Raw genomic sequence first — 20,360 nt, 5'->3', positions numbered from 1 at the left:
GGCGCTGCGATGGCCTCGGCGCGACGGGTGAGGGGAGAAAAACGAAAAACGGCGGCGAAGGCCGCCGCTCGTCAACGCGAAGCCAGCGCCGGCGTACCGGTGTCGCGTGCGTTGCTGTCGTCGTTGTCGGCCGTCTGCGTCGTGTTCCACACGACCCGGTCGTTGACCGCATACAGCCGGCACGAACCCGCGCCTTGCTTCGCGCAGTTGTCGAGCGCGAGCGCCATCGGGTCGTCGCCGCCTTCGGCCCACGACCACGCGCCTTCCGACGACACCGCGAACGCGCGGCTCGGATGCTGGTTCAGGAAACGGCGATAGCCTTCGCGGCCGGCTTCGTCGACATACGGCACCGCGTTGACCGAGTCGATCGACGCATAGCCGCTCGCCTTCGGCTCGTGCGGGTTCGCGACCGCGTAGCGCACCGAGGTCGGCAGGTTCAGCTGCGCGAGGAACGCGTTGACGGCCGGCCACCACACGGGCACGCCGTCGCGATCGACGATCAGCCGGTGCGCGTCGTCCTTGTAGCGGCCGAAATCGATGAACTGGGCCTGCGTGCCGTGCGACACGTACGCGTCGTGCATCTGCGCGACGAGCCCGGGCGTCCACACCGAGTCGTTGTCGCCGTACAGCCACAGCGACCGCACGGCCGTGTGCGCGCCGTACTGGTCGAACGCGTCGACGAGGTTTTTCTGCCAGCCGTCGCAGAGGTCCTGGCGCAGCCCGCCGGAGAAGTTGATGATGCCGCGCACGCCCGGTGCGGCTTCGGTGCCGTATGCGACCGATACGAGGCCGCCGTGCGACGTGCCGGCGACGACGATGCGCGACGCATCGACATACGACTGGCGCGACATGTAGCGCACCGTTGCGTCGACGTCAGCCGCCTGCGCGAGGCCGTTCTTGCCGACGTTGCAGCCTTCCTGCTGGTACGTGCCGTCCGACCCCGCGAAGCCCTGGCGGTTCGGTGCGATCACCGCATAGCCGCGACGCACGAATTCGCGCGCGAACGCGAGCGGCCGGCTGCGCGGCTGCAGATGGAGATCGCCGGTGTTCTTGCCGTGATTGAAGACGACGAGCGGGAACGGGCCGGGGCCGTTCGGCTTGAAGAGCGTGGCCTCGAGCGTGACGGAGCCCGAGGCGTCGGCCGGAATGCGGAGGATCTGTTCGTTCAGGTCGGCGGCGACCTGCGGCAGGTTCGAATCGCCGTAGTCGAAGCGTTCGGCGTGGGCGAGCGACCCGCTGACGCCGGCACCCGTCCCCGTATTGGCGCTCGGCAGCGTACCGGCCTGAGCGGCCGACAGCGCACACGCCGCCATCCATCCCACCAATACCTTGCTGAACGCCATTCGTAAGCCCTGCCATGCAACATGACCAATTCGAGGTCATCGTAGCCGGACAAAATGGGGTTGTGCAATGCGGGAATTACCCGGCGTCTGACACAGCAACTATTTGTCAACGTTCACTTACTTCGCCGTCGACGTAGCGCCAGAAACCGTGCTCGTCGCGCTCGAAACGGCTTGTCTCGTGGAGCCGGTAAGCGCGCCCGCCGACCTTGTAGCGGGCCACGAATTCGACCTCCGCGTGCCGTTCGTCGAGCGGCGCGTGGCGTTTGACCGCGAGGCCGAGCCAGCGCGGCGCGTCGGGCGCTTCGGGGTCGGTGTCGAGATCGGCCGGGCAGGTGCGCGCGGCCCAGGTCGCGCGCAGGTAGTCGGTCGCGCCGAGCACGTACGCGCTGTACCGCGAACGCATCAACTCGAGCGCGGTCGGTGCGGCTTCGCCGCCGTCGATGAAGCGGCCGCAGCAGGCCGCATAGCGGGGCGCCGGCGCTTTGCCGGCGGGAGCGGGGGACGCGCCGCCGCACGGGCACGCGTCAGGTCGGTTCGAAATCATGCGAATCGGGAATTAACGACGCAAGGTTGTCGGCTGCCTACCAGCTCAGCTCGATACCGTCGTACTGGAAGAAGCGGCCGTTTGCCTGCGACACGTCCGCGCCGGATTCGGCGATCACGCGGCGCATGCCGGTCACGCTGGTTTCCGGGTCGATCGCGGCCTGCGCGCCGCCCATGTCGGTGCGCACCCAGCCGGGGTGGAGCGAGATACAGGCGGCATGGCGCGTCTGCAGCGACGCGATGCGCAGCGCGTCGTTCAGCGCGGCCTTGCTCGCGCGGTACAGCCAGCCGGTCGTGCCGGTCGCCTCGGCGATGCTGCCCATCCGGCTCGACACGACGGCCAGCACGCCGCGCGCGTCCTCGACCAGCGGCAGCACGATCGGCAGCAATTGCATCGGCCCGCGCACGTTCGTATGCATCACCGCGTCGAAATCCTCGGCGGTGACCGTCTCGACGCCCTCGGTGCGCGGCCCGTACACACCCGACACCAGCACGGCCGCATCGAGCCGCTCGCCGTCGAGTTTCCAGCCGAGCGCCGCGATCTGCTCGGGCTGCGTGATATCGAGCGCATGCGCGTGCGCGCCGAGCGCGCGCAGCGCGTCGAGCGACGCGTCGTCGCGCGCGGTGGCGATCACGTTCCAGCCGTCGCGCCGGTATTGGCGGACGAATTCGCGGCCGAGGCCGCGCGATGCACCGACGATCAATGCGGTTTTCATGCTCGTCGCTCCTTTGCTTGGCGCCGCCGTGGCGGCAGCGCCGGGATCAGATCCGTTCGATGGGTGGCACGACTGTACGCCTGCGCGGTGACCGCCGCGCAGGCGGTGGCGTCATTTCGCGTCGTCGCACGGCTTCAGCGTGGCGGCGACTGCCTGCGCGACGCCTTCGAGCCGCGCGGCGTCTGCCGCGATCATGTCGTTGTCCGGTGCATGCTCGCCGCCGGCGGTGAGCGCCGCCACGCAGCGCTTGTAGGTCTCGTCGAGCGCTTCGAAGCTCGACACGGCCATCCCGAGGTTGCGCATCCGGCCGTCGTGCACGCCGTACACGAGCCCGTGCACGGTGAGCGACTGGCCGCGCGCCCATGCGTCGTTGACGATCGTCGTGCGGCATACGTTGACGACCTGCTCGATCGCGTTCAGCTCGATCAGGCGGCGATAGCGCGCCTCGCCCACCGGCCATGCGTCGAGCAGCGCCGCATGGCGCTCGCGCACGTCCTGCACGTGATGCAGCCAGTTGTCGGCGAGGCCGACGCGGCGGTTGAGCAGCGCGGCGTTCACGCCCGAGCAGCCGTAGTGGCCGACGACCATGATGTGCTTCACGCGCAGGATGTCGACCGCGAACTGAATCACCGACAGGCAGTTCAGGTCGCTGTGCACGACCACGTTCGCGATATTGCGGTGGACGAACACTTCACCCGGCGGCAGGCCGATGATCTCGTTCGCGGGCACGCGCGAATCCGAGCAGCCGATCCACAGATACTCCGGCGCCTGCTGATGGGCGAGACGCGCGAAGAATTGCGGGTCGTCTTCGAGCTTGTGCTTGACCCAGGCGTCGTTGTTGTCGAACAGGTGTGAAAGCGGATGGTCTTGGGTGTTCATCGGTGTGGATTCCGTTGGCGGAAATCAGGTCGCAATCGGTGCGGTGTAGCGGGCGTCAGGCGGCGCGCTGCGCGTCGCCTGCGCCATCGTTCTGGTCCGTCGCGCCGAAGCGCGCGGGGTAGCGCGTGCAGAAGCGCAGCGCGGTGTCGTACGGGTAAAAGTCGGGCAATTCGCCCTGGATCAGCTTGTCCTTGCTGGCTTGCCACAGCGCGGGATCGAAGAAGTCCGCGTGATGCTTCATGAAGACGTCGCGCACGCGCGGGTCGCCGAGCAGGAATGGCCCGTAGGTCTCCGGAAAGATGTCGTGCGGGCCGACGGTATACCACGGTTCGCCGGACAGCTCGTCTTCCTCGTTGCGCGGCGGCGGCACGCGGCGCACGTTGCAGTCGGTCAGGTACTCGATTTCGTCGTAGTCGTAGAACACCACGCGGCCGTGGCGCGTCACGCCGAAGTTCTTGTACAGCATGTCGCCGGGGAAGATGTTTGCCTTCATCAGCTCCTTCACCGCGTTGCCGTACTCCTTCACGCCGTGCTCGACGTCGCTGTCGGAGCCGTTCTGCAGGTACAGGTTGAGCGGCGTCATCCGGCGCTCGATGTACAGGTGCTCGATCACGAGATTGCCGTCCTCGTATTCGAGCAGCGACGGCACTTCCTTTTCCAGCTCGCGCACGAGCGCGTGGTCGAGCCGCGCGATCGGCAGCGCGACGCTCGAATATTCGAGCGTGTCGGCCATCCGCCCGAGGCGGTCGTGGCGTTTCACGAGCTGGTACTTCTCCATGATCTGCGCGCGCGTCGTTTCCTTCGGCGGCGGGAAGTGATCCTTGATGATCTTGAACACGTACGGGAACGACGGCAGCGTGAACACGAGCATCACGAGGCCCTTGATCCCGGGCGCGATGATGAAGCGGTCGCTCGAATGCGACAGGTGGTGCAGCAGGTCGCGATAGAACAGGTTCTTGCCCTGCTTCTGCAGGCCGACCGACGTGTAGATCTCCGCCTTCGGCTTGCCGGGCATGATCGTGCACAGGAAGTCGACGTACGCGGACGGCACGCCCATGTCGACGAGGAAATACGAGTGCGAGAAGCCGAAGATGATCATCAGCTGGTCGCGGCGCAGCAGCACGGTGTCGAGCGAGAGCACGCCCGGGCGCACGTGGCGGATCGGCACCGCGAACGGCAGCACGCGGTCGGCGTTGATGATGCGGCCGACGATGTACGCGCTCTTGTTGCGGAAGAACAGCGACGACAGCACGTGGATCTGGAAATTCGGCGCTTCGTCGAAGTGGCCGAATTCGTCGTGGATCGCCTGCATCACGCACCCGATGTCGCGCGGGAGATCGTCGAACGCCGGCTCGAGCTGGAAGTTGGTGACGATCCGCTCGAGCGTGGTCGCGAGCCCGTCGGTGCCCGGATAGTACGCGCGGTAGGTCGGCTTCGCGGCCGGCTCGTCGTTCTCCAGATACTCGGTCGAGATCGCCGGGCGCACGAAGATGAAATCGTTGCTGAAGTACGAGCGGTGCAGGATCTTGCAGCACACCGAATTGAAGAAGGTCTCCGCGCACTCGGGCTGGCGGTGCGACGTGAGCAGGCCGATGTAGTGCAGCTTGATCTGCTGCCACACTTCGTCGTCGATGTTTTCCGCGTCGTATTCGTCTTCCAGCACCTCGACGCATTCCTTCACGCGATCGTCGTACGACGTGATCCGCTCGCGCGCGAGCCGCTGCAGCCCGTGCCAGTCGCCATGCTCGTACAGCGTCTTCGCCTCGACGGCCGCCTCGCGGAAGATCCGGTAGTGGCGGTCGAAGTTTTCGAGCATCGTCTGCGCGACGTCGAAACCGATCTGCGAAGACAGCAGTTTGGGGAAGTGATTCATCGCGTGCAGGCTCGTTCGGGAGGGGCTGTAAGCACTCGCCATTTTAGCGCCCAAGCGGGCGGTTCAAGGGCTTCGCGGCGATGCGCGGACGGCCGGCAAGCGGCGGGTTGTCCGCCGTTGGAGGCCGTTCGGTGCATCTTCGCGTAAAGATACGGGTACGGAACCGATTCTGGCACGAACTTTTTTTGACGGGGCGCAGGCCGCCGGGCACGCGTTCCTCGGGACGGCGATAGAATCGACGGAACGCCCGCCACGGCCTGCCGCCGGCGCGCATTCGCACCGATAACGACGAGACGCCCCCCGATGAACGCACTGGAACACCAACTCGACTACCCCTTCGCCGACACGCTGCCCGCCGCGGGCGACACGTTCGAGGTCGCACCCGGCGTGCGCTGGCTGCGCATGCCGCTGCCGTTCTCGCTCGATCACATCAACCTCTGGCTGCTGCGCGACGAGATCGACGGGCAGGCCGGCTGGACGATCGTCGATTGCGGGATCTCGTCGGACGCGATCCGCACGCACTGGGAGCAGATCTTCGACACGCATCTCGACGGCCTGCCCGTGCTGCGCGTGCTCGTCACGCACTGCCATCCCGATCACTTCGGCCTCGCGAACTGGCTGTGCGAAGGCGGCGACAAGGGCCGCTGGAACGTGCGGCTGTGGATGACGCTCGGCGAGTACATGTTCGGCTGCCTGATGGCGGCCGGCAACGGCTCGAACGCGGGCGGTGCGGCGGCGGCCGATCACTTCGCGCGCCACGGGCTGACCGATCCGGCCGCGCTCGACAAGCTGCGCAACCGCCGCAGCTACTACGCGGATCTCGTGCCGGCCGTGCCGCCGCGCTACCGGCGCCTGCGTGAGGGCGACGCGGTGACGATCGGCGCGCGCACCTGGCGCGTCGTGACCGGATTCGGCCATTCGCCTGAACATTGCGCGCTGCACAGCGAAGCGGACGGCGTGCTGATCTCCGGTGACATGGTGCTGCCGCGCATCTCGACGAACGTGTCCGTGTTCGATCTCGAACCGGAAGCGAACCCGCTCGCGCTGTACCTGCAGTCGCTCGGCCGCTACGAGACGATGGCGCCCGATACGCTGGTGCTGCCGTCGCATGGCAAGCCGTTCCGCGGCGTGCGCACGCGCATCACGCAACTTCGCGAACACCACGACGCGCGCCTGGCCGAAGTGCGCGTCGCGTGCGCGGAAAAGCCGATGAGCGCGGCCGACATCGTGCCGATCATGTTCCGCCGCCGCGAACTCGACATCCACCAGATGACGTTCGCGCTCGGCGAGGCGCTCGCGCACCTGAACCTGCTGTGGCTCGCGGGCGAACTCGTGCGCGAGCAGGGCGACGACGGCGTGCTGCGGTTCCGTACCGCCGGCTGACACCGCTTCGTTTTCCTCACGCGACGGGTTCGTAGCGCCACCCGTCGCGATGCCATTGCATCGTGTGCGTCGGGTCGAGCGCCGCGAGAAACGTGGTGTCGTGCGACGCGACCACGATCGCGCCGGGGAAGCCGGCGAGAGCGGCCTCGATCGCCCGCACCGATTCGAGATCGAGGTGATTGGTCGGCTCGTCGAGCAGCAGCAGTTGCGCGGGCGTGCCGCGCCACAACGCGCACGCGAGCGCGGCCTTCAGCCGTTCGCCGCCGCTCAGTTGCCGTGCCGGCTGCGTCGCGCGCACCGCGTCGAGCTGCAGCAGCGCGAGCCGGCTGCGCAGGTCCCCTTCGGCGAGCGGCGTATCGAGCAGCCCCAGTTGCTCGACGATCGAACGATCGGGATCGAGCAGCGCGAGCCGCTGGTCGAGATACGCGGCGCTCACGTGTGTCGTGCATGCACCTGAACGCGGCGCAAGCTCGCCCGCGAGAATCCGCAGCAACGTCGATTTGCCGCAGCCGTTCGGGCCGGTCAGCGCGATGCGCACGGCGCCGCTCGCCGACCACGTGATCGCATCGGCATTGCCTGCGATGTGCCACGGCAGTTGCGCACCTTCGAGCGTGAACAGCTGGCGGCGCGCGCTGACTTCGGTGCCCGGCAGCGACACGAGCACGGGCGCATCGGCTTCGACGCGCGCGGCCGCTTCCTGCACGCGTTCGTCGAGCGTCGCCTTGAATTCATTCTGGTGGCGCCGCACCGTGCCCATGATGTTGCGCGCCGCGCCCTTGCGGCTCTGTTTTGCCATCGATGACAAGTTGGCCGTCTTCGCCTCGCGCAGCGACGCGGCCGCGTGGCGCTGGATCGTGTCGTGTTCCTGTTCGAGCCTGCGCCTGACGCGTCCGCGTTCGGCACGCGCGTTGTCGAGCGCAGACTGCGCGGCATCCTGTTCCGCGTCGCGCTGCGCGCGGTAGAGCGCGTAGTTGCCGCCATACGAGCGCACGCCTTGCGGTGTCAGCTCGACGATGCGCTGCACGTCGGCGAGCAGCGCACGGTCGTGGCTCACGATGACGAGGCCGCCGCGCCAGCCGTCGAGCGCCGCGCGCAGCCACGCGCGGCCGGTCGAGTCGAGATGGTTGGTCGGTTCGTCGAGCACAAGCAGGCCCGCGCCGGAGAGCAGCGCACCGATCAGCGCGACGCGCGCGAGCTGCCCGCCGCTCAGTGCCTGCGCGGGCGTGTCGGGTTGCACGTCGTGCAGGCCGGCCGCGTCGAGCGCGGTGCGCAACCGTTCCACGAGATCCCAGCGATCGCCGATCAGGTCGAAGTCGTGCGGTTCCGCGCGGCCGTCGGCGAGACGCGCGAGCGCGCCGAGCGGCGCATCGAGCGCGGCAATCTGCGCGACGGTTCGCGGGCCGGCCGATGCGTCGCCGTCGTCGTGCTGCTGCGCGACGTAGACGATTGACGTGTGCCGGTCGATCGTCCCCGCGCTCGGCGCGCAGCGGCCCGCAATCAATTGCGCGAGCTGGCTCTTGCCGATGCCGTTGCGGCCGACGATGCCGGTCGGCGTGCGGTCGATGGAAAGGTCGAGCGAATCGAACAGCGTGAAGCCGTCGTCGAAGCGGAAGGAAACGTGATGAAGCGCGACGAGCGCGCCGGTGGGCGTGGCAGCAGCCATAAGCACCTCCAAAAATGCGTGAAGACCTTCGCGCGCGGCGTGCGTGGCACGGCGGCGAAAACATTTCGGGATGGCTTAGTTGTTCACTTTGGCTGGCGTCCGGTATGAGGAATGAGCGCGCAGTGTAGCAAGCGCGGCGCGCGGGCCGCAAGCGACGGCCCGACGCACCGTCGCTTGCGCGCCACGCGCGAGGGTCGCGTTACTGCACCGCGACGGACGTGAAGTTCTGCCGGCCGAACGGGCTCACGTGATAGCCGCTCACGTTCGTGCGCGTGAGCGCGGCCGCGGTCGGGTAGCCGAGCGGAATCCACAGCGCCTGGTCGTGGATGATCTTCTGCGCAGCTTCATACAGCTTCGCGCGCTTGGCCTGGTCGGCGGTCGACTTGCCGTCGGCGATCAGCTTGTCGAGCTGCGTGTCGCAGAAGCGCGCGAAGTTGATGCCCGACTTCACCGCGTTGCAGCTGAACAGCGGCGACAGGTAGTTGTCCGGATCACCGTTGTCGCCGGCCCAGCCCATGAACAGCATGTCATGCTGGCCGAGCTTCGCCTGCTTGATCAGCTCGCCCCATTCGATCACCTTGACCTCGGCCTTCACGCCGATCTTCGCGAGGTCGGCCTGCAGCAGCTCCGCGCCGACCTTCGGGTTCGGGTTCAGCACGCTGCCGGTCGGGCGCGTCCAGATCGTCGTCGAGAAGCCGTTCGGGAAGCCGGCCTGTGCGAGCAGCTGCTTCGCCTTTGCGGGATCGTATGTATACGGCGCGACGTCCTTCGCGTAGCTCCACGTGTTCGGCGGATACGGGTTGTTCGCGGCCGTCGCGGTGTTGTCGAACACGACCTTCAGGTAGGTCGCGCGGTCGAACGCGAGGTTCAGCGCTTCGCGCACCTTGTCGTTGTCGAGCGGCTTCTTCTGCGTGTTCAGCGCGACGAACGCGGTCATGAAAGCGGGCGTCTGCACGACCTTCAGCGCACTTTCACCCTTTGCGGCGAGCACGTCCTGCGGCTTCGGCGACAGCGCGATCTGGCATTCGCCGGCCTTCACTTTCTGCAGGCGCACCGACGGGTCGGGCGTGATCGCGTAGATCAGCCGGTCGACCTTCGGCTTCGTGCCCCAGTAGGTCGGGTTCGCGTCGTAGCGGATCAGCGCGTCCTTCGTGTAGCTCTTCAGCACGAACGGGCCGGTGCCGACCGGCTTCGCGTTCAGGTCGGCCTGCTTGCCGGCCTTCAGCAACTGGTCCGCGTATTCGGCCGAGTAGATCGACGCGAAGCCCATCGTCAGGATCGGCACGAACGTCGCGTTCGGCTCGTTCAGCACGAACTTCACGGTGCTGTCGTCGACCTTCGTGACCGACTTCACGAGCTTCACGAGGCCCATCGACTGCGCGTGCGGGAAGCCGCTCGCGCCGGCCACCTTGTGCCACGGGTTCGAATCGTCGAGCATCCGCGAGAACGTGAACACGACGTCGTCCGCGTCGAGCGAGCGGGTCGGCTTGAAATAGTCGGTGGTCTGGAACGCGACGTTCGGGCGCAGGTGGAACGTGTACGTGAGGCCGTCGGCGCTCGCGTCCCATTTGTCGGCGAGCGCGGGCACGACTTTCTTCGCGGCTTCGTCGTACGACACGAGCGTGTTGAAGATCACGTCGGCCGATGCGTTGGTCGTGACGAGCGAGTTGTACTGCACGACGTCGAAGCCGTCCGGGCTCGATTCCGTGCAGACGGTGAGCGGCTTGGCGGCGGCGAGGCCGGGGGTGGCGAGGGCGGCGGCGAGCGTGGCCGCGGCGAACAGCTTGACCTGCATAGGATCTCCCACGTGGCTTGTGTTTTTTGCTGGGTGACGGGATGCGGGCGCGGCCCGGAAGCGGACAGGGCCGGCGCGGCTGGCGAATAGCATACCGTCAAAGCGCAAGACGCGTGAAAAAAGGCGCCTGAACGCGGTGAATTGGCCGAAAAACGGCTGCGTTCGCGACGGAACGGGTGTTGGGGCGGCGAGGGCGGAGGAACGCTGGCGCTCGGGGGGCGCTGGACGGTGGCGCGTCAGGGACGGCGCAGGAGCGGTGCGGGTGTCGAATCGAAATGTCGAAACGGCCGGCGGGTTCGGTGATGCACAGGGGCGGAGAGGCGGCGTGGGAGCGGTCTGCGAATCGACGCGTCGGAGCGGCTTGGCGTTTGCGTCTGTGTCGGTGCGGAGGGCGGAAGGCGGAAGGCGGAAGGCGGAAGGCGGAAGGCGGAAGGCGGAAGGCGGAAGGCGGAGAAGCGGAGAGGCGGAGAAGCGGAGAAGCGGAGAAGCGGAGGAGCGGAGAAGCGGAGGAGCGGAGAAGCGGAGAAGCGGAGAAGCGGAGAGACGGCCCGCGATGCTTCGTGCGGGCCGGTGCTCACCGGAGCGTCAGTGCGCCCCCGCCTTCGGCTTGCGCGGCGCCTTCTCGAACAGGCGGTCGTACAGCCAGCGCGGCAGCACGTGCAGCACCTTCGCGACGACGCCCATCTGCCACGGAATCACGCGGAACGCGTGCTGCCGTGCGATCGCCTGGGCCGCACGCGCGGCGAAGCGGTCGGCGTCCATCAGGAACGGCATCCGGTACGGGTTGTGCGCGGTCATCGGCGTACGGATGTAGCCGGGCGCGATCGTCACGACGCCGACGCCGGCGGGCCGCAGCTCGACGCGCAGCGCTTCGAGATACTTGATCGCGGCCGATTTCGACGCGCTGTAAGCGCCCGAGCCGGGCAGCCCGCGCACGCCGGCGACGCTCGCGACACCGACCAGCGTGCCGTGGCGCGTGGCCGTCATCGGGGCGACGAACGGCTCGAACGTCGCGACCATCCCGTAGTAGTTGATGTCCATCACGTCGCGAAACGTCGCGAGATCGCCCTGGCCCGTGACGGCGCCCTGGCTGATGCCTGCGTTCGCGATCACGACGTCGGGGCAGCCGTGCGTCGCGATGAACGACGCAGCGGCCGTCGCGAGCGCTTCGGCGTCGCGCACGTCGGCGGAATAGACGGAGATGGACAGCTTCGGGAAGCGCCGCGCAAACGCATCGAGAGCCTCGGTGCGTCGCGCGACGAGTGCGAGCGTGGCGCCCTGGCGGGCGTATTCCTCGGCCATCGCGAGGCCGAGGCCGCTCGATGCGCCGGTGATGAAGACCTTCAGCGGAGTAGTCATGCCGGCGCGCGGGCGGGGATCAGAGCTTCTTGTCCTGAACCTGCTTCACGAGGAAGTCGAGCACCTGGGCCGTGCCCGGGATGCTGTTCGCGTAAGCGGGGCCCGTCTTGTACTTGCCCTGGACGACGACCGTCGGCACGCCGTCGATCGCGTAGTCCTTCAGCAGCTTGGCCGACTGGTTCACTTCGCCCTGCACGCTGAACGAGTTGTACGCGTCCATGAACTGCTTCTTGTCGACGCCCTGCGTGGCCAGGAAGTCGGCCTGCGCCTGCGGCGTCAGCAGGTAGTTCTTCTGCTTGTGGATCGCGTTGAAGATCGCCGGCGTGACCTTCTCGGAGATGCCGAGCGCGGACACTGCGTAGAACAGCTTCGAGTGCGGGACGAAATCGTCACGGAATGCGACCGGGATGCGCTTGAAGTCGATGTTGTTGCCTTGCTTCTTCACCCAGGCTTCGATCGTCGGCTCGAATTCATAGCAGTGCGGGCAGCCGTACCAGAAGAACTCGATCACCTCGACCTTGCCGGCCGGCGCGGACACCGGCTGCGGCGACTTCATCACCTCGAAGTCCTTGCCGGCGACCGGTGCGGCGGGCGAAGCCTGCGCGAGGCCGGCGGCCAGGCCCAGGGACAGAAGGAGCGTGCTAAGCAGTTTTTTCATGTTGTGAACGTCGAATCAGTTGCTCGGGTTACGGAACGTAACGGGTTCTGAGTGGGCTCGGCCGGTTGCTTACTGCTTCGTGAAACGGATCACCGCCGTGTCGACACCTGCATCGGACAGGCGCTGGCGGGCCGAGTTCATATCCTCGAACTTCGAGAACGGGCCGACACGCACGCGGAAATACGTCACGCCGCTGACATCGCGCTTCGACACCTTCGACTCGAAGCCCTGGAAGCCGAGGCGCGCGCGCTGCTGCTCCGCGTCGCCTTCCGTCTTGTACGCGCCCACCTGCAGGAAGTAGCCGGTATTCGCATCGTTCGCGGTCGGCGGCTTCGCTGCCGCGGCGGCCGTGGCCGACGAGGTCGGCTTCGGCGTGTTCGCGGCCAGTTGCTGTTGTTGCTGCTTTTGCGCGGCGGCTTGCTGCGCCTGCTTCTGCGCGGCGAAGCGGGCGAGGTCGTCCTCGCCGCCTTGCTGCTGTTGCTGCTGCGCTTGCTGCGTCTTCTTCGGCGGCGGCGTGGTGTCGGCCGGCTTCGGTGCGACGGCGACGCCGTTACCCGACGACGTATTGTTCGACGCGGTCGTGTTGTTCGAGCTGCCGGTGTTGTTCGACCCGCTCGACCCGTTGGCCTGCGGCGGCACTTCGACGATCTGCGGTTCGGGCAGCAGGCCGCCCTGGGTCTGGTTCGCGGCCTGGCCCGGCGCGGTGTTCGGCGGCGCGGGCTGCGCGGCCTGCGGCACCGGCTGGCCCGGCGTCTTGCCCTGCAGCGCGCGGTTCGGATCGAACTGCTGCGGCTGGCTCGCGCCGTTGTCGGCCGGCGGCGGCGCGACCTTCGACACGAACGGCGACGGGGAACGCGTGATGTAGAGCGCCACCACCACGGCGATCGCGAGGCCGACGATCAGGCCCAGCACGATTCCAAGAAATGTCCCTCCGGCTTGTTTCGATTGCTTCGAAGTTCGGCGTGGTTGTGCCATTGCTTGAGTCACCTGCAAAAAGAATCGTGAAAAGGCCACGGCGGGCACCCGACGGCAGGTGCTCCAGCCGCAGCCATTCGCTGCCCGGTTCGGGCCGCTTGCTGCCTTACATCTTGGCGGGCGCGGACACGCCGAGCACCGCCAGACCATTCTCGAGCACCTGCCGGGTTGCGGCGAGGAGTGCGGCGCGCGCATTGCGCGGCGCTTCGTCGTCGACCAGCACGCGCTCCGCATTGTAGAACGAGTGGAATTCGCCAGCGAGGTCGCGCAGGTAGAACGCGACCGCGTGCGGCGCCAGTTCGTTGGCCGCGTGCGTGAGCATGTCCGGGTACTCGGCCAGCTTCTGCATCAGCGACGCCGCTTGCGCGCTCGTCAGCTGCGACAGGTCGGCGCCCGGCAACTGCGCGACGTCGACGTTGTAGCGCGATTTCAGCTCATTGAGCACCGAGCAGATCCGCGCATGCGCGTACTGGACGTAATAGACCGGGTTTTCGTCGTTCTGTTTCAGCGCGAGGTCGATGTCGAACACGAACTCGGTATCGGCCTTGCGCGAGATCAGGAAGAACCGCACCGCGTCGCGGCCGCGCGTGATGGTCGCTTCGTCGATCAGGTCGGGCGCCGCTTCTTGGCCCGCCGCCGCGCCACCCGACCATTCGATCAGGTCGCGCACCGTCACGTAGCTGCCCGCGCGCTTCGAGATCTTCACTTCCTGGCCGTCGCGCATCACGGTGACCATCTTGTGCAGCACGTAGTCGGGGTAGCCCTTCGGGATCCCGATGTGCAGGCCCTGCAGGCCGGCGCGCACGCGCGCGATCGTGCCGTGGTGGTCCGAGCCCTGGATGTTGATCACCTTGGTGAAGCCGCGTTCCCACTTCGTCACGTGGTACGCGACGTCCGGCACGAAGTACGTGTACGTGCCGTCCGACTTGCGCATCACGCGATCCTTGTCGTCGCCTTCGTCGGTCGTGCGCAGCCACAGCGCGCCGTCCTGCTCGTAGGTCATGCCGGCCTTGATCAGCGCGTCGACCGTCTTCTCGACACGGCCTTCGCTGTACAGCGACGACTCGAGGTAGTACTGGTCGAACTTCACGCCGAACGCCTGCAGGTCCATGTCCTGCTCGCGACGCAGGTACGTGACCGCGAACTTGCGGATCGCGTCGAGATCCTCGACGTCGCCCGTGCCCTTGACCGGTTCGCCGTCGGACGCGGCGACCGTTTCGCCGTTCAGGAAGTCGCGTGCGATGTCGGCGATGTATTCGCCGTTGTACGCGGCTTCCGGCCAGCCCGCGTCGCCCGGCTTCAGGCCGCGTGCGCGCGCCTGCGTCGAGATCGCGAGGTTGCCGATCTGCACGCCCGCGTCGTTGTAGTAGAACTCGCGGTGCACCGCGTAGCCCTGGCTCGCGATCACGTTCGCGAGCACGTCGCCGAGTGCGGCCTGGCGGCCGTGGCCGACGTGCAGCGGGCCGGTCGGGTTCGCCGACACGAATTCGAGCAGCACCTGCTTGCCTTTCTCGCGATCCGACGTGCCGAACGCGCGGCCCTGGTCGAACACGGCGGCGATCACCGCCTGCTTCGCGGCGGCCGACAGGCGCAGGTTGATGAAGCCGGGGCCGGCGATCTCGGCGGCTTCGACGAGGCCTTGCGCGCCCGGCTGGGCGGTGAGGGCGGCGACGATCTGCTCGGCGAGCTGGCGCGGGTTCGTGCCGAGCGGCTTCGCGAGCTGCATCGCGACGTTGCACGCGACGTCGCCGTGCGCGGCGACCTTCGGGCGCTCCAGCGTGATGACGGGGGCGACGGTTGCGGCGTCGGCGCCTTTCAGCGCGTGTGCGACCTGCTTGACGCTATCCGCGAGCAGGGCTTCGAGGGTCTGTTTGTGTGCTGGCAGCATGCTGGTAGAAGGCTTCGTTGGTGGCGGCCGGAAACGCCGGCCCGCCGGCGCGCTTTTTAAGCGCGCGTTTCAGGGATCGCAGAATTTTAACAGGTGCTAATATGCCGCTCAGGCGGCCCGCGTCCGCGAGGCCGGACGCCGGTCTGCCGGCGTTCCCCAACCGCGCCGCGCAGGCACAACAAGATGAAAAGGGAATTGTCATGATTACGTTCAAGAGCAAGGCGGCACAGGATCTCGACGTGCTGAAGGATTTCGCCGTGTATGTGCTGGGTCTCGTCGGCAAGCAGCTGGGCGAGCGCGGTGTGATTACGCACGATGAGCTGGACCACGCGATCGCCAAGCTGGAAGGCGCCGTTGCGCAGGCGAAGCAGGAACGCGCCGAGCACGCCGGCCATTTCCACGAGGACGAAGCCGACCACGCGCACCACGAAGTGCCGCCGAGCCTGGCACAGCGCGTCGCCCCCTTCCTCACGATGCTGCGCGAAGCGAAAGCCGGCGAAGCCGACGTGCACTGGGGCTTCTGAGCCTGCTTGCCCGGTCGGTCCGAAAGGATCGAAAGGTAGAAAAAAGCCCGCTTCCGAGCGGGCTTTTTCTTTTGTCTGACAATAGCGGGCGGCTGCGCGCCCGTCGAAGGGCCGATTACAGCTGCGGCGCGAGCGCGCGGCGCGCGTCGTCGAGCGACAGCGCCATGCGCTGCGCATAGTCCTCGAGCTGATCCTGCCCGATCTTGCCGACCGAGAAATACGTGCTGTCCGGATGCGCGAGATAGAAGCCCGACACGCTCGCGGCCGGCAGCATCGCCAGCGAATCGGTCACGCTCATGCCGATCTCGTCCGCGCGCAGCACGTCGAACATGTCGCGCTTCACGAGGTGGTCGGGGCAGGCCGGGTAGCCGGGCGCCGGGCGGATGCCCGCGTACTTTTCGGCGATCAGCGCATCGTTGTCGAGCGTTTCGCCGCTCGCGTAGCCCCACAGCTCGCGCCGCACGCGCGCATGCATCGCTTCCGCGAACGCCTCCGCGAAGCGGTCGGCGAGCGCCTTCAGCATGATCGCGCTGTAGTCGTCGTGGTCGGCTTCGAACTGCTTTTCCTTCGCGTCGACGCCGAGGCCGGCCGTCACCGCGAACATCCCGATGTAGTCGGCCACGCCCGATTCCTTCGGTGCGATGAAGTCGGCGAGCGAGCGGTTCGGCCGCATCACGCCGTCGACCACCGGGCGCACGCTCTGCTGGCGCAGGTTGCGCCACGTGAGCAGCACTTCCGAGCGCGACTCGTCGCTGTAGATCTCGATGTCGTCGCCGTTGACGGTATTCGCCGGCAGCAGCGAGATCACGCCGCTCGCGGTCAGCCAGCGGCCCTGGATCAGGCGCGCGAGCATCGATTTCGCGTCGGAGAACACGCGGCGCGCCGATTCGCCGACGATCTCGTCATTCAGGATCGCCGGGTACGGGCCCGCGAGATCCCAGGTCTGGAAGAACGGGCCCCAGTCGATGTACTGCGCGAGCTCGTTCAGGTCGTAGTTCTTGAACACGCGGCGGCCGATGAACTTCGGCTTCACCGGCTGGTAGCCGGCCCAGTCGACCTTGGTCTTGTTCGCGCGCGCTTCGGCGAGCGTGACCATCGGCTGCGCCTTGCGGTTCGCGTGCTGGTCGCGGATGCGTTCGTAGTCGGACTTCAGCTCGTCGAGGTACTTCGTCGCGCCTTCGTCGGACAGCAGGCTGGAGGCGACCGACACCGAACGCGACGCGTCCGGCACGTAGACCACCGGGCCTTCGTAGTGCGGCGCGATCTTCACGGCCGTGTGCACGCGCGAGGTCGTCGCGCCGCCGATCAGCAGCGGAATCTTCTTCACGCGGAAGTAGTCGTCGCGCTGCATTTCGGATGCGACGTACGCCATTTCCTCAAGGCTCGGCGTGATGAGGCCCGACAGCCCGATGATGTCCGCGCCCTCGACCTTCGCCTTCGCGAGGATCTCGTTGCACGGCACCATCACGCCCATGTTGACGACTTCGAAGTTGTTGCACTGGAGCACGACCGACACGATGTTCTTGCCGATGTCGTGCACGTCGCCCTTCACGGTCGCGATGACGATCTTGCCCTTCGCGCGCACGTCGCCGCCCGCTTCCGCGAGCAGGCGCTTTTCTTCCTCGATGAACGGGATCAGGTGCGCGACGGCCTGCTTCATCACGCGCGCCGATTTCACGACCTGCGGGAGGAACATCTTGCCCTGGCCGAACAGGTCGCCGACGATGTTCATCCCGTCCATCAGCGGCCCTTCGATCACGTTGATCGGGCGGCCGCCGGCCGCGGCGATCTTCGCACGCACTTCCTCGGTATCCTCGACGATGAAGTTCGTGATGCCGTGCACGAGTGCATGCGAGAGCCGCTTCTCGACCGGCTGGTTGCGCCACTCGAGGTTCTCTTCCTTCTTCGCGCCGCCCGCCTTGAACTTGTCGGCGATCTCGAGGAGCCGGTCGGTCGAATCGTCGCGGCGGTTCAGGATCACGTCCTCGACGCGCTCGCGCAGCTCCGGGTCGAGGTCGGCGTACACGCCGAGCTGGCCCGCGTTGACGATCCCCATGTCCATCCCCGCCTGGATCGCGTGGTACAGGAACACGGTGTGGATCGCTTCGCGCACCGGGTCGTTGCCGCGGAACGAGAACGACACGTTCGACACGCCGCCGCTCACCTTCGCGTACGGCAGGTTCTGCTTGATCCAGCGGGTCGCCTCGATGAAGTCGACCGCGTAGTTGTTGTGCTCCTCGATGCCGGTCGCGACCGCGAAGATGTTCGGGTCGAAGATGATGTCTTCCGGCGGGAAGCCGACTTCGTTCACGAGGAAGTCGTACGAGCGCTTGCAGATCTCGGTCTTGCGCTCGTACGTGTCGGCCTGGCCGGTTTCGTCGAACGCCATCACGACGGCCGCCGCGCCGTAGCGGCGGATCAGGTTCGCGTGATGGCGGAACGCGTCCTCGCCTTCCTTCAGCGAGATCGAGTTCACGATCGCCTTGCCCTGCACGCACTTCAGGCCTGCCTCGATCACGTCCCACTTCGACGAGTCGATCATGATCGGCACGCGCGCGATGTCCGGTTCCGATGCGATCAGGTTCAGGAAGCGCACCATCGCCGCCTTCGAATCGAGCATCGCCTCGTCCATGTTGATGTCGATCACCTGCGCGCCGTTCTCGACCTGCTGGCGCGCGACCGCGAGCGCCTCGTCGAACTGGCCGTTGAGGATCATGCGTGCGAACGCCTTCGAGCCGGTGACGTTGGTGCGTTCACCGACGTTGATGAAGAGCGTCCCGGGCGTGACGTTGAACGGCTCGAGGCCGGCGAGGCGCATCATGTGATCGGTCATGGCGGTGCGGATTCTGGTGATGAAGGGCGTGGGCGGTCGGGTCAGGTGTTGTCGCTGTACTGGTTCGGCCAGCGGCGCGGCTTCACGTCGGCGAGCGCCTTGGCGATCTCGGCGATGTGTTCGGGCGTCGTGCCGCAGCAGCCGCCCGCGAGGTTCACGAGCCCGGCTTGCGCGAATTCCTTCAGGAGGCCCGACGTGACGTCCGGCGTCTCGTCGAAGCCCGTCTCGGCCATCGGGTTCGGCAGGCCCGCGTTCGGGTAGCACGACACGTACGTGTCGCACAGCTTCGCGAGCTCGGCGATGTACGGGCGCATCAGCGCCGCGCCGAGCGCGCAGTTCAGGCCGAACGTGAGCGGCTTCGCATGGCGCAGCGAATTCCAGAACGCCTCGACCGTCTGGCCCGACAGGATCCGGCCCGACGCATCGGTGACGGTGCCCGAGATCATGATCGGCAGGCGCTCGCCGGTGTCCTCGAACAGCTCGTCGAGCGCGAACAGCGCGGCCTTCGCGTTCAGCGTGTCGAAGATCGTCTCGACGAGGAACAGGTCGACGCCGCCGTCGAGCAGCGCCTTCGCCTGCTGGTAGTACGACGCGCGCAGCTCGTCGAACGTGACGTTGCGTGCGCCCGGATCGTTGACGTCCGGCGAGATGCTGGCCGTCTTCGGCGTCGGCCCGATCGCGCCCGCGACGAAGCGCGGCTTTTCCGGCGTCGCGTATTTCTCGGCCGCTTCGCGCGCGAGCTTCGCCGATTCGATGTTCATCTCGACGACGAGATCTTCCATCTCGTAGTCGGATTGCGCGACGGTCGTCGCGCCGAACGTGTTGGTCTCGACGATGTCGGCGCCGGCCGCGAAGTACTGGTCGTGGATCTCGCGGATGATCTGCGGCTGCGTGATCGACAGCAACTCGTTGTTGCCCTTGATGTCGCGCGGGAAATCCTTGAAGCGCTCGCCGCGATACGCGGCTTCGTCGAGCTTGTAGCGCTGGATCATCGTGCCCATCGCGCCGTCGAGGATCAGGATGCGCGATTTGAGCAGCGCAGGCAGTGCGGCGCCGCGCGTGTAGGGCGCGTCGAGCGGGACGGAAGCGGCGAGAGGAGTCGCAGACATGGGCGAAAGACCGGCGAAGACGGGAAAGCCGTCATTGTAGCCGGTGCGCATGGGCACCGCCCGGCCTTGCGCCGCGCCGGCCGGGCCGCCAAATGAAAACCCCCGCCGGCGAACCGGGCGGGGGCATGATCGGAGTGCTCGCGGCGCCGCGTCGATGCGCGGCGAATGGCCCGGCCGCACGAGGCGGCGGGCCGCGGGTCGTCAGTGCAGTACGACGGGCATCATCATCAGGCTGTCGAATTGTCCGAGGAATTCGTCGACCTCGTCGAGCGACGGCTCATCCTCGATCAACTGTTTCACGTGCGCGCGGAATCGTTCGGCAAGTTCGCCGTCGATGAAGATTTCGCGCTGCGCGTTCTTGTCGACGATTTCATATCCGCCGGCATTCATCAGGTGGTGGCCGGCCTGCGGCGCGAATTCGACGACGCAGTAGTTGGGGCTGTTGTAGATCATTTGCATGGCGGCACTCCTCTTCGCAGTGGCATCTGGCCTTGTTGTCCCCTAGGTGGGGCGAGCCTTGCCGGTTTCAAGGGGCTTGCGCTGCACACCCCGTTCCCGTCTGCATGGGGTGTATCGGTTAGAAGCCGATGTCTATGAAACGTTTCCCATTGTCTGCCGGTGGACTGAAATAGTTGTTAAAGAGTGTCATCGGCCATTTCACGGAAATCTGTAATCGGTCGAAATTGCCGAATCGCGTGCATGCGCACGTCAGTTCACTGTGTGACAGGCGATGTGACAGGCGAAGGCGCGGGCGGTGCAGCCGGTTGTGCCGGCGGTTGCACGGTGGCCGGCGGCGCGGGTTGGGCCGGTTCCGCGGCG

At 66.9% G+C, this 20,360-nt stretch carries 17 protein-coding genes; 2 read left to right on the top strand and 15 right to left on the bottom strand.

The features are described 5' to 3' along the window. Window positions 1-71: 71 nt before the first annotated feature. From G3O00_RS17420 to aceK, 5 genes are all read right to left on the bottom strand, one after another. Complete coding sequence (locus G3O00_RS17420; protein WP_174935856.1) at window positions 72-1,343, bottom strand: CocE/NonD family hydrolase; 1,272 nt, start codon at window positions 1,341-1,343, stop codon at window positions 72-74. 106 nt (window positions 1,344-1,449) lie between these two features. Further along, complete coding sequence (locus tag G3O00_RS17415) at window positions 1,450-1,887, bottom strand: YchJ family protein (RefSeq protein WP_011353372.1); 438 nt, start codon at window positions 1,885-1,887, stop codon at window positions 1,450-1,452. Window positions 1,888-1,924: 37 nt separating this feature from the next. Continuing rightward, window positions 1,925-2,602, bottom strand: coding sequence for an SDR family oxidoreductase (locus G3O00_RS17410; RefSeq protein WP_011353371.1), 678 nt, complete (start codon window positions 2,600-2,602; stop codon window positions 1,925-1,927). Window positions 2,603-2,713: 111 nt separating this feature from the next. Continuing rightward, a complete protein-coding gene (can, locus tag G3O00_RS17405) occupies window positions 2,714-3,481 on the bottom strand; it encodes a carbonate dehydratase (RefSeq protein ID WP_206143734.1) in 768 nt (255 codons plus the stop codon). A gap of 55 nt (window positions 3,482-3,536) precedes the next feature. Next, a complete protein-coding gene (gene aceK, locus G3O00_RS17400; RefSeq protein WP_041492972.1) occupies window positions 3,537-5,354 on the bottom strand; it encodes a bifunctional isocitrate dehydrogenase kinase/phosphatase in 1,818 nt (605 codons plus the stop codon). A 303-nt stretch (window positions 5,355-5,657) separates the two neighbouring features. Between aceK and G3O00_RS17395 the strand changes: the two genes are divergently transcribed. Then, window positions 5,658-6,737, top strand: a complete 1,080-nt coding sequence (locus tag G3O00_RS17395; RefSeq protein WP_174935863.1) for an MBL fold metallo-hydrolase — start codon at window positions 5,658-5,660, stop codon at window positions 6,735-6,737. Window positions 6,738-6,753: 16 nt separating this feature from the next. On the opposite strand, the gene G3O00_RS17390 is transcribed toward G3O00_RS17395, so the two are convergent. From G3O00_RS17390 to argS, 6 genes are all read right to left on the bottom strand, one after another. Continuing rightward, window positions 6,754-8,400 carry an ABC-F family ATP-binding cassette domain-containing protein gene (locus G3O00_RS17390; protein WP_206143733.1) on the bottom strand — a complete coding sequence of 549 codons (1,647 nt, stop codon included), beginning with the start codon at window positions 8,398-8,400 and terminating at the stop codon, window positions 6,754-6,756. Window positions 8,401-8,599: 199 nt separating this feature from the next. Continuing rightward, on the bottom strand, window positions 8,600-10,195 hold the full coding sequence (locus tag G3O00_RS17385; RefSeq protein ID WP_206143732.1) for an ABC transporter substrate-binding protein: 1,596 nt from the start codon (window positions 10,193-10,195) through the stop codon (window positions 8,600-8,602). A 585-nt stretch (window positions 10,196-10,780) separates the two neighbouring features. Next, complete coding sequence (locus G3O00_RS17380; RefSeq protein ID WP_174935869.1) at window positions 10,781-11,554, bottom strand: SDR family oxidoreductase; 774 nt, start codon at window positions 11,552-11,554, stop codon at window positions 10,781-10,783. Between the two features lie 19 nt (window positions 11,555-11,573). Beyond that, on the bottom strand, window positions 11,574-12,212 hold the full coding sequence (locus G3O00_RS17375) for a thiol:disulfide interchange protein DsbA/DsbL (protein WP_174935871.1): 639 nt from the start codon (window positions 12,210-12,212) through the stop codon (window positions 11,574-11,576). A 69-nt stretch (window positions 12,213-12,281) separates the two neighbouring features. Then, window positions 12,282-13,187, bottom strand: coding sequence for an SPOR domain-containing protein (locus G3O00_RS17370; protein ID WP_011353363.1), 906 nt, complete (start codon window positions 13,185-13,187; stop codon window positions 12,282-12,284). Window positions 13,188-13,293: 106 nt separating this feature from the next. Further along, window positions 13,294-15,075: an arginine--tRNA ligase gene (gene argS, locus G3O00_RS17365; protein ID WP_206143731.1), complete on the bottom strand. Its 1,782-nt coding sequence runs from the start codon at window positions 15,073-15,075 to the stop codon at window positions 13,294-13,296. A 200-nt stretch (window positions 15,076-15,275) separates the two neighbouring features. Here argS and G3O00_RS17360 point away from each other — a divergent pair, with 200 nt between their 5' ends. Continuing rightward, window positions 15,276-15,599 carry a DUF1840 domain-containing protein gene (locus G3O00_RS17360; protein ID WP_011353361.1) on the top strand — a complete coding sequence of 108 codons (324 nt, stop codon included), beginning with the start codon at window positions 15,276-15,278 and terminating at the stop codon, window positions 15,597-15,599. Window positions 15,600-15,714: 115 nt separating this feature from the next. Here G3O00_RS17360 and metH read toward each other — a convergent pair whose 3' ends face one another. The 4 genes from metH to G3O00_RS17340 form a co-directional block, all read right to left on the bottom strand. Then, window positions 15,715-18,432 carry a methionine synthase gene (metH, locus tag G3O00_RS17355; RefSeq protein ID WP_206143730.1) on the bottom strand — a complete coding sequence of 906 codons (2,718 nt, stop codon included), beginning with the start codon at window positions 18,430-18,432 and terminating at the stop codon, window positions 15,715-15,717. Window positions 18,433-18,473: 41 nt separating this feature from the next. Beyond that, window positions 18,474-19,541 (bottom strand): homocysteine S-methyltransferase family protein, encoded by a 1,068-nt coding sequence (locus G3O00_RS17350; protein ID WP_206143729.1) that lies wholly within the window; start codon window positions 19,539-19,541, stop codon window positions 18,474-18,476. Window positions 19,542-19,742: 201 nt separating this feature from the next. Next, window positions 19,743-20,000, bottom strand: coding sequence for a DUF3567 domain-containing protein (locus G3O00_RS17345; RefSeq protein ID WP_006477667.1), 258 nt, complete (start codon window positions 19,998-20,000; stop codon window positions 19,743-19,745). 118 nt (window positions 20,001-20,118) lie between these two features. After that, window positions 20,119-20,360 (bottom strand): hypothetical protein (locus tag G3O00_RS17340; RefSeq protein WP_206143728.1); only part of this gene is annotated, 242 nt, incomplete at its 5' end.

It is taken from the genome of Burkholderia sp. Ac-20384, assembly GCF_017104605.1.
GTDB classification, from domain to species: Bacteria; Pseudomonadota; Gammaproteobacteria; order Burkholderiales; family Burkholderiaceae; genus Burkholderia; species Burkholderia lata.
The sequence above is the reverse complement of the archived record's forward strand: the minus strand, read 5'-3'. Positions and strand labels throughout refer to the sequence as shown.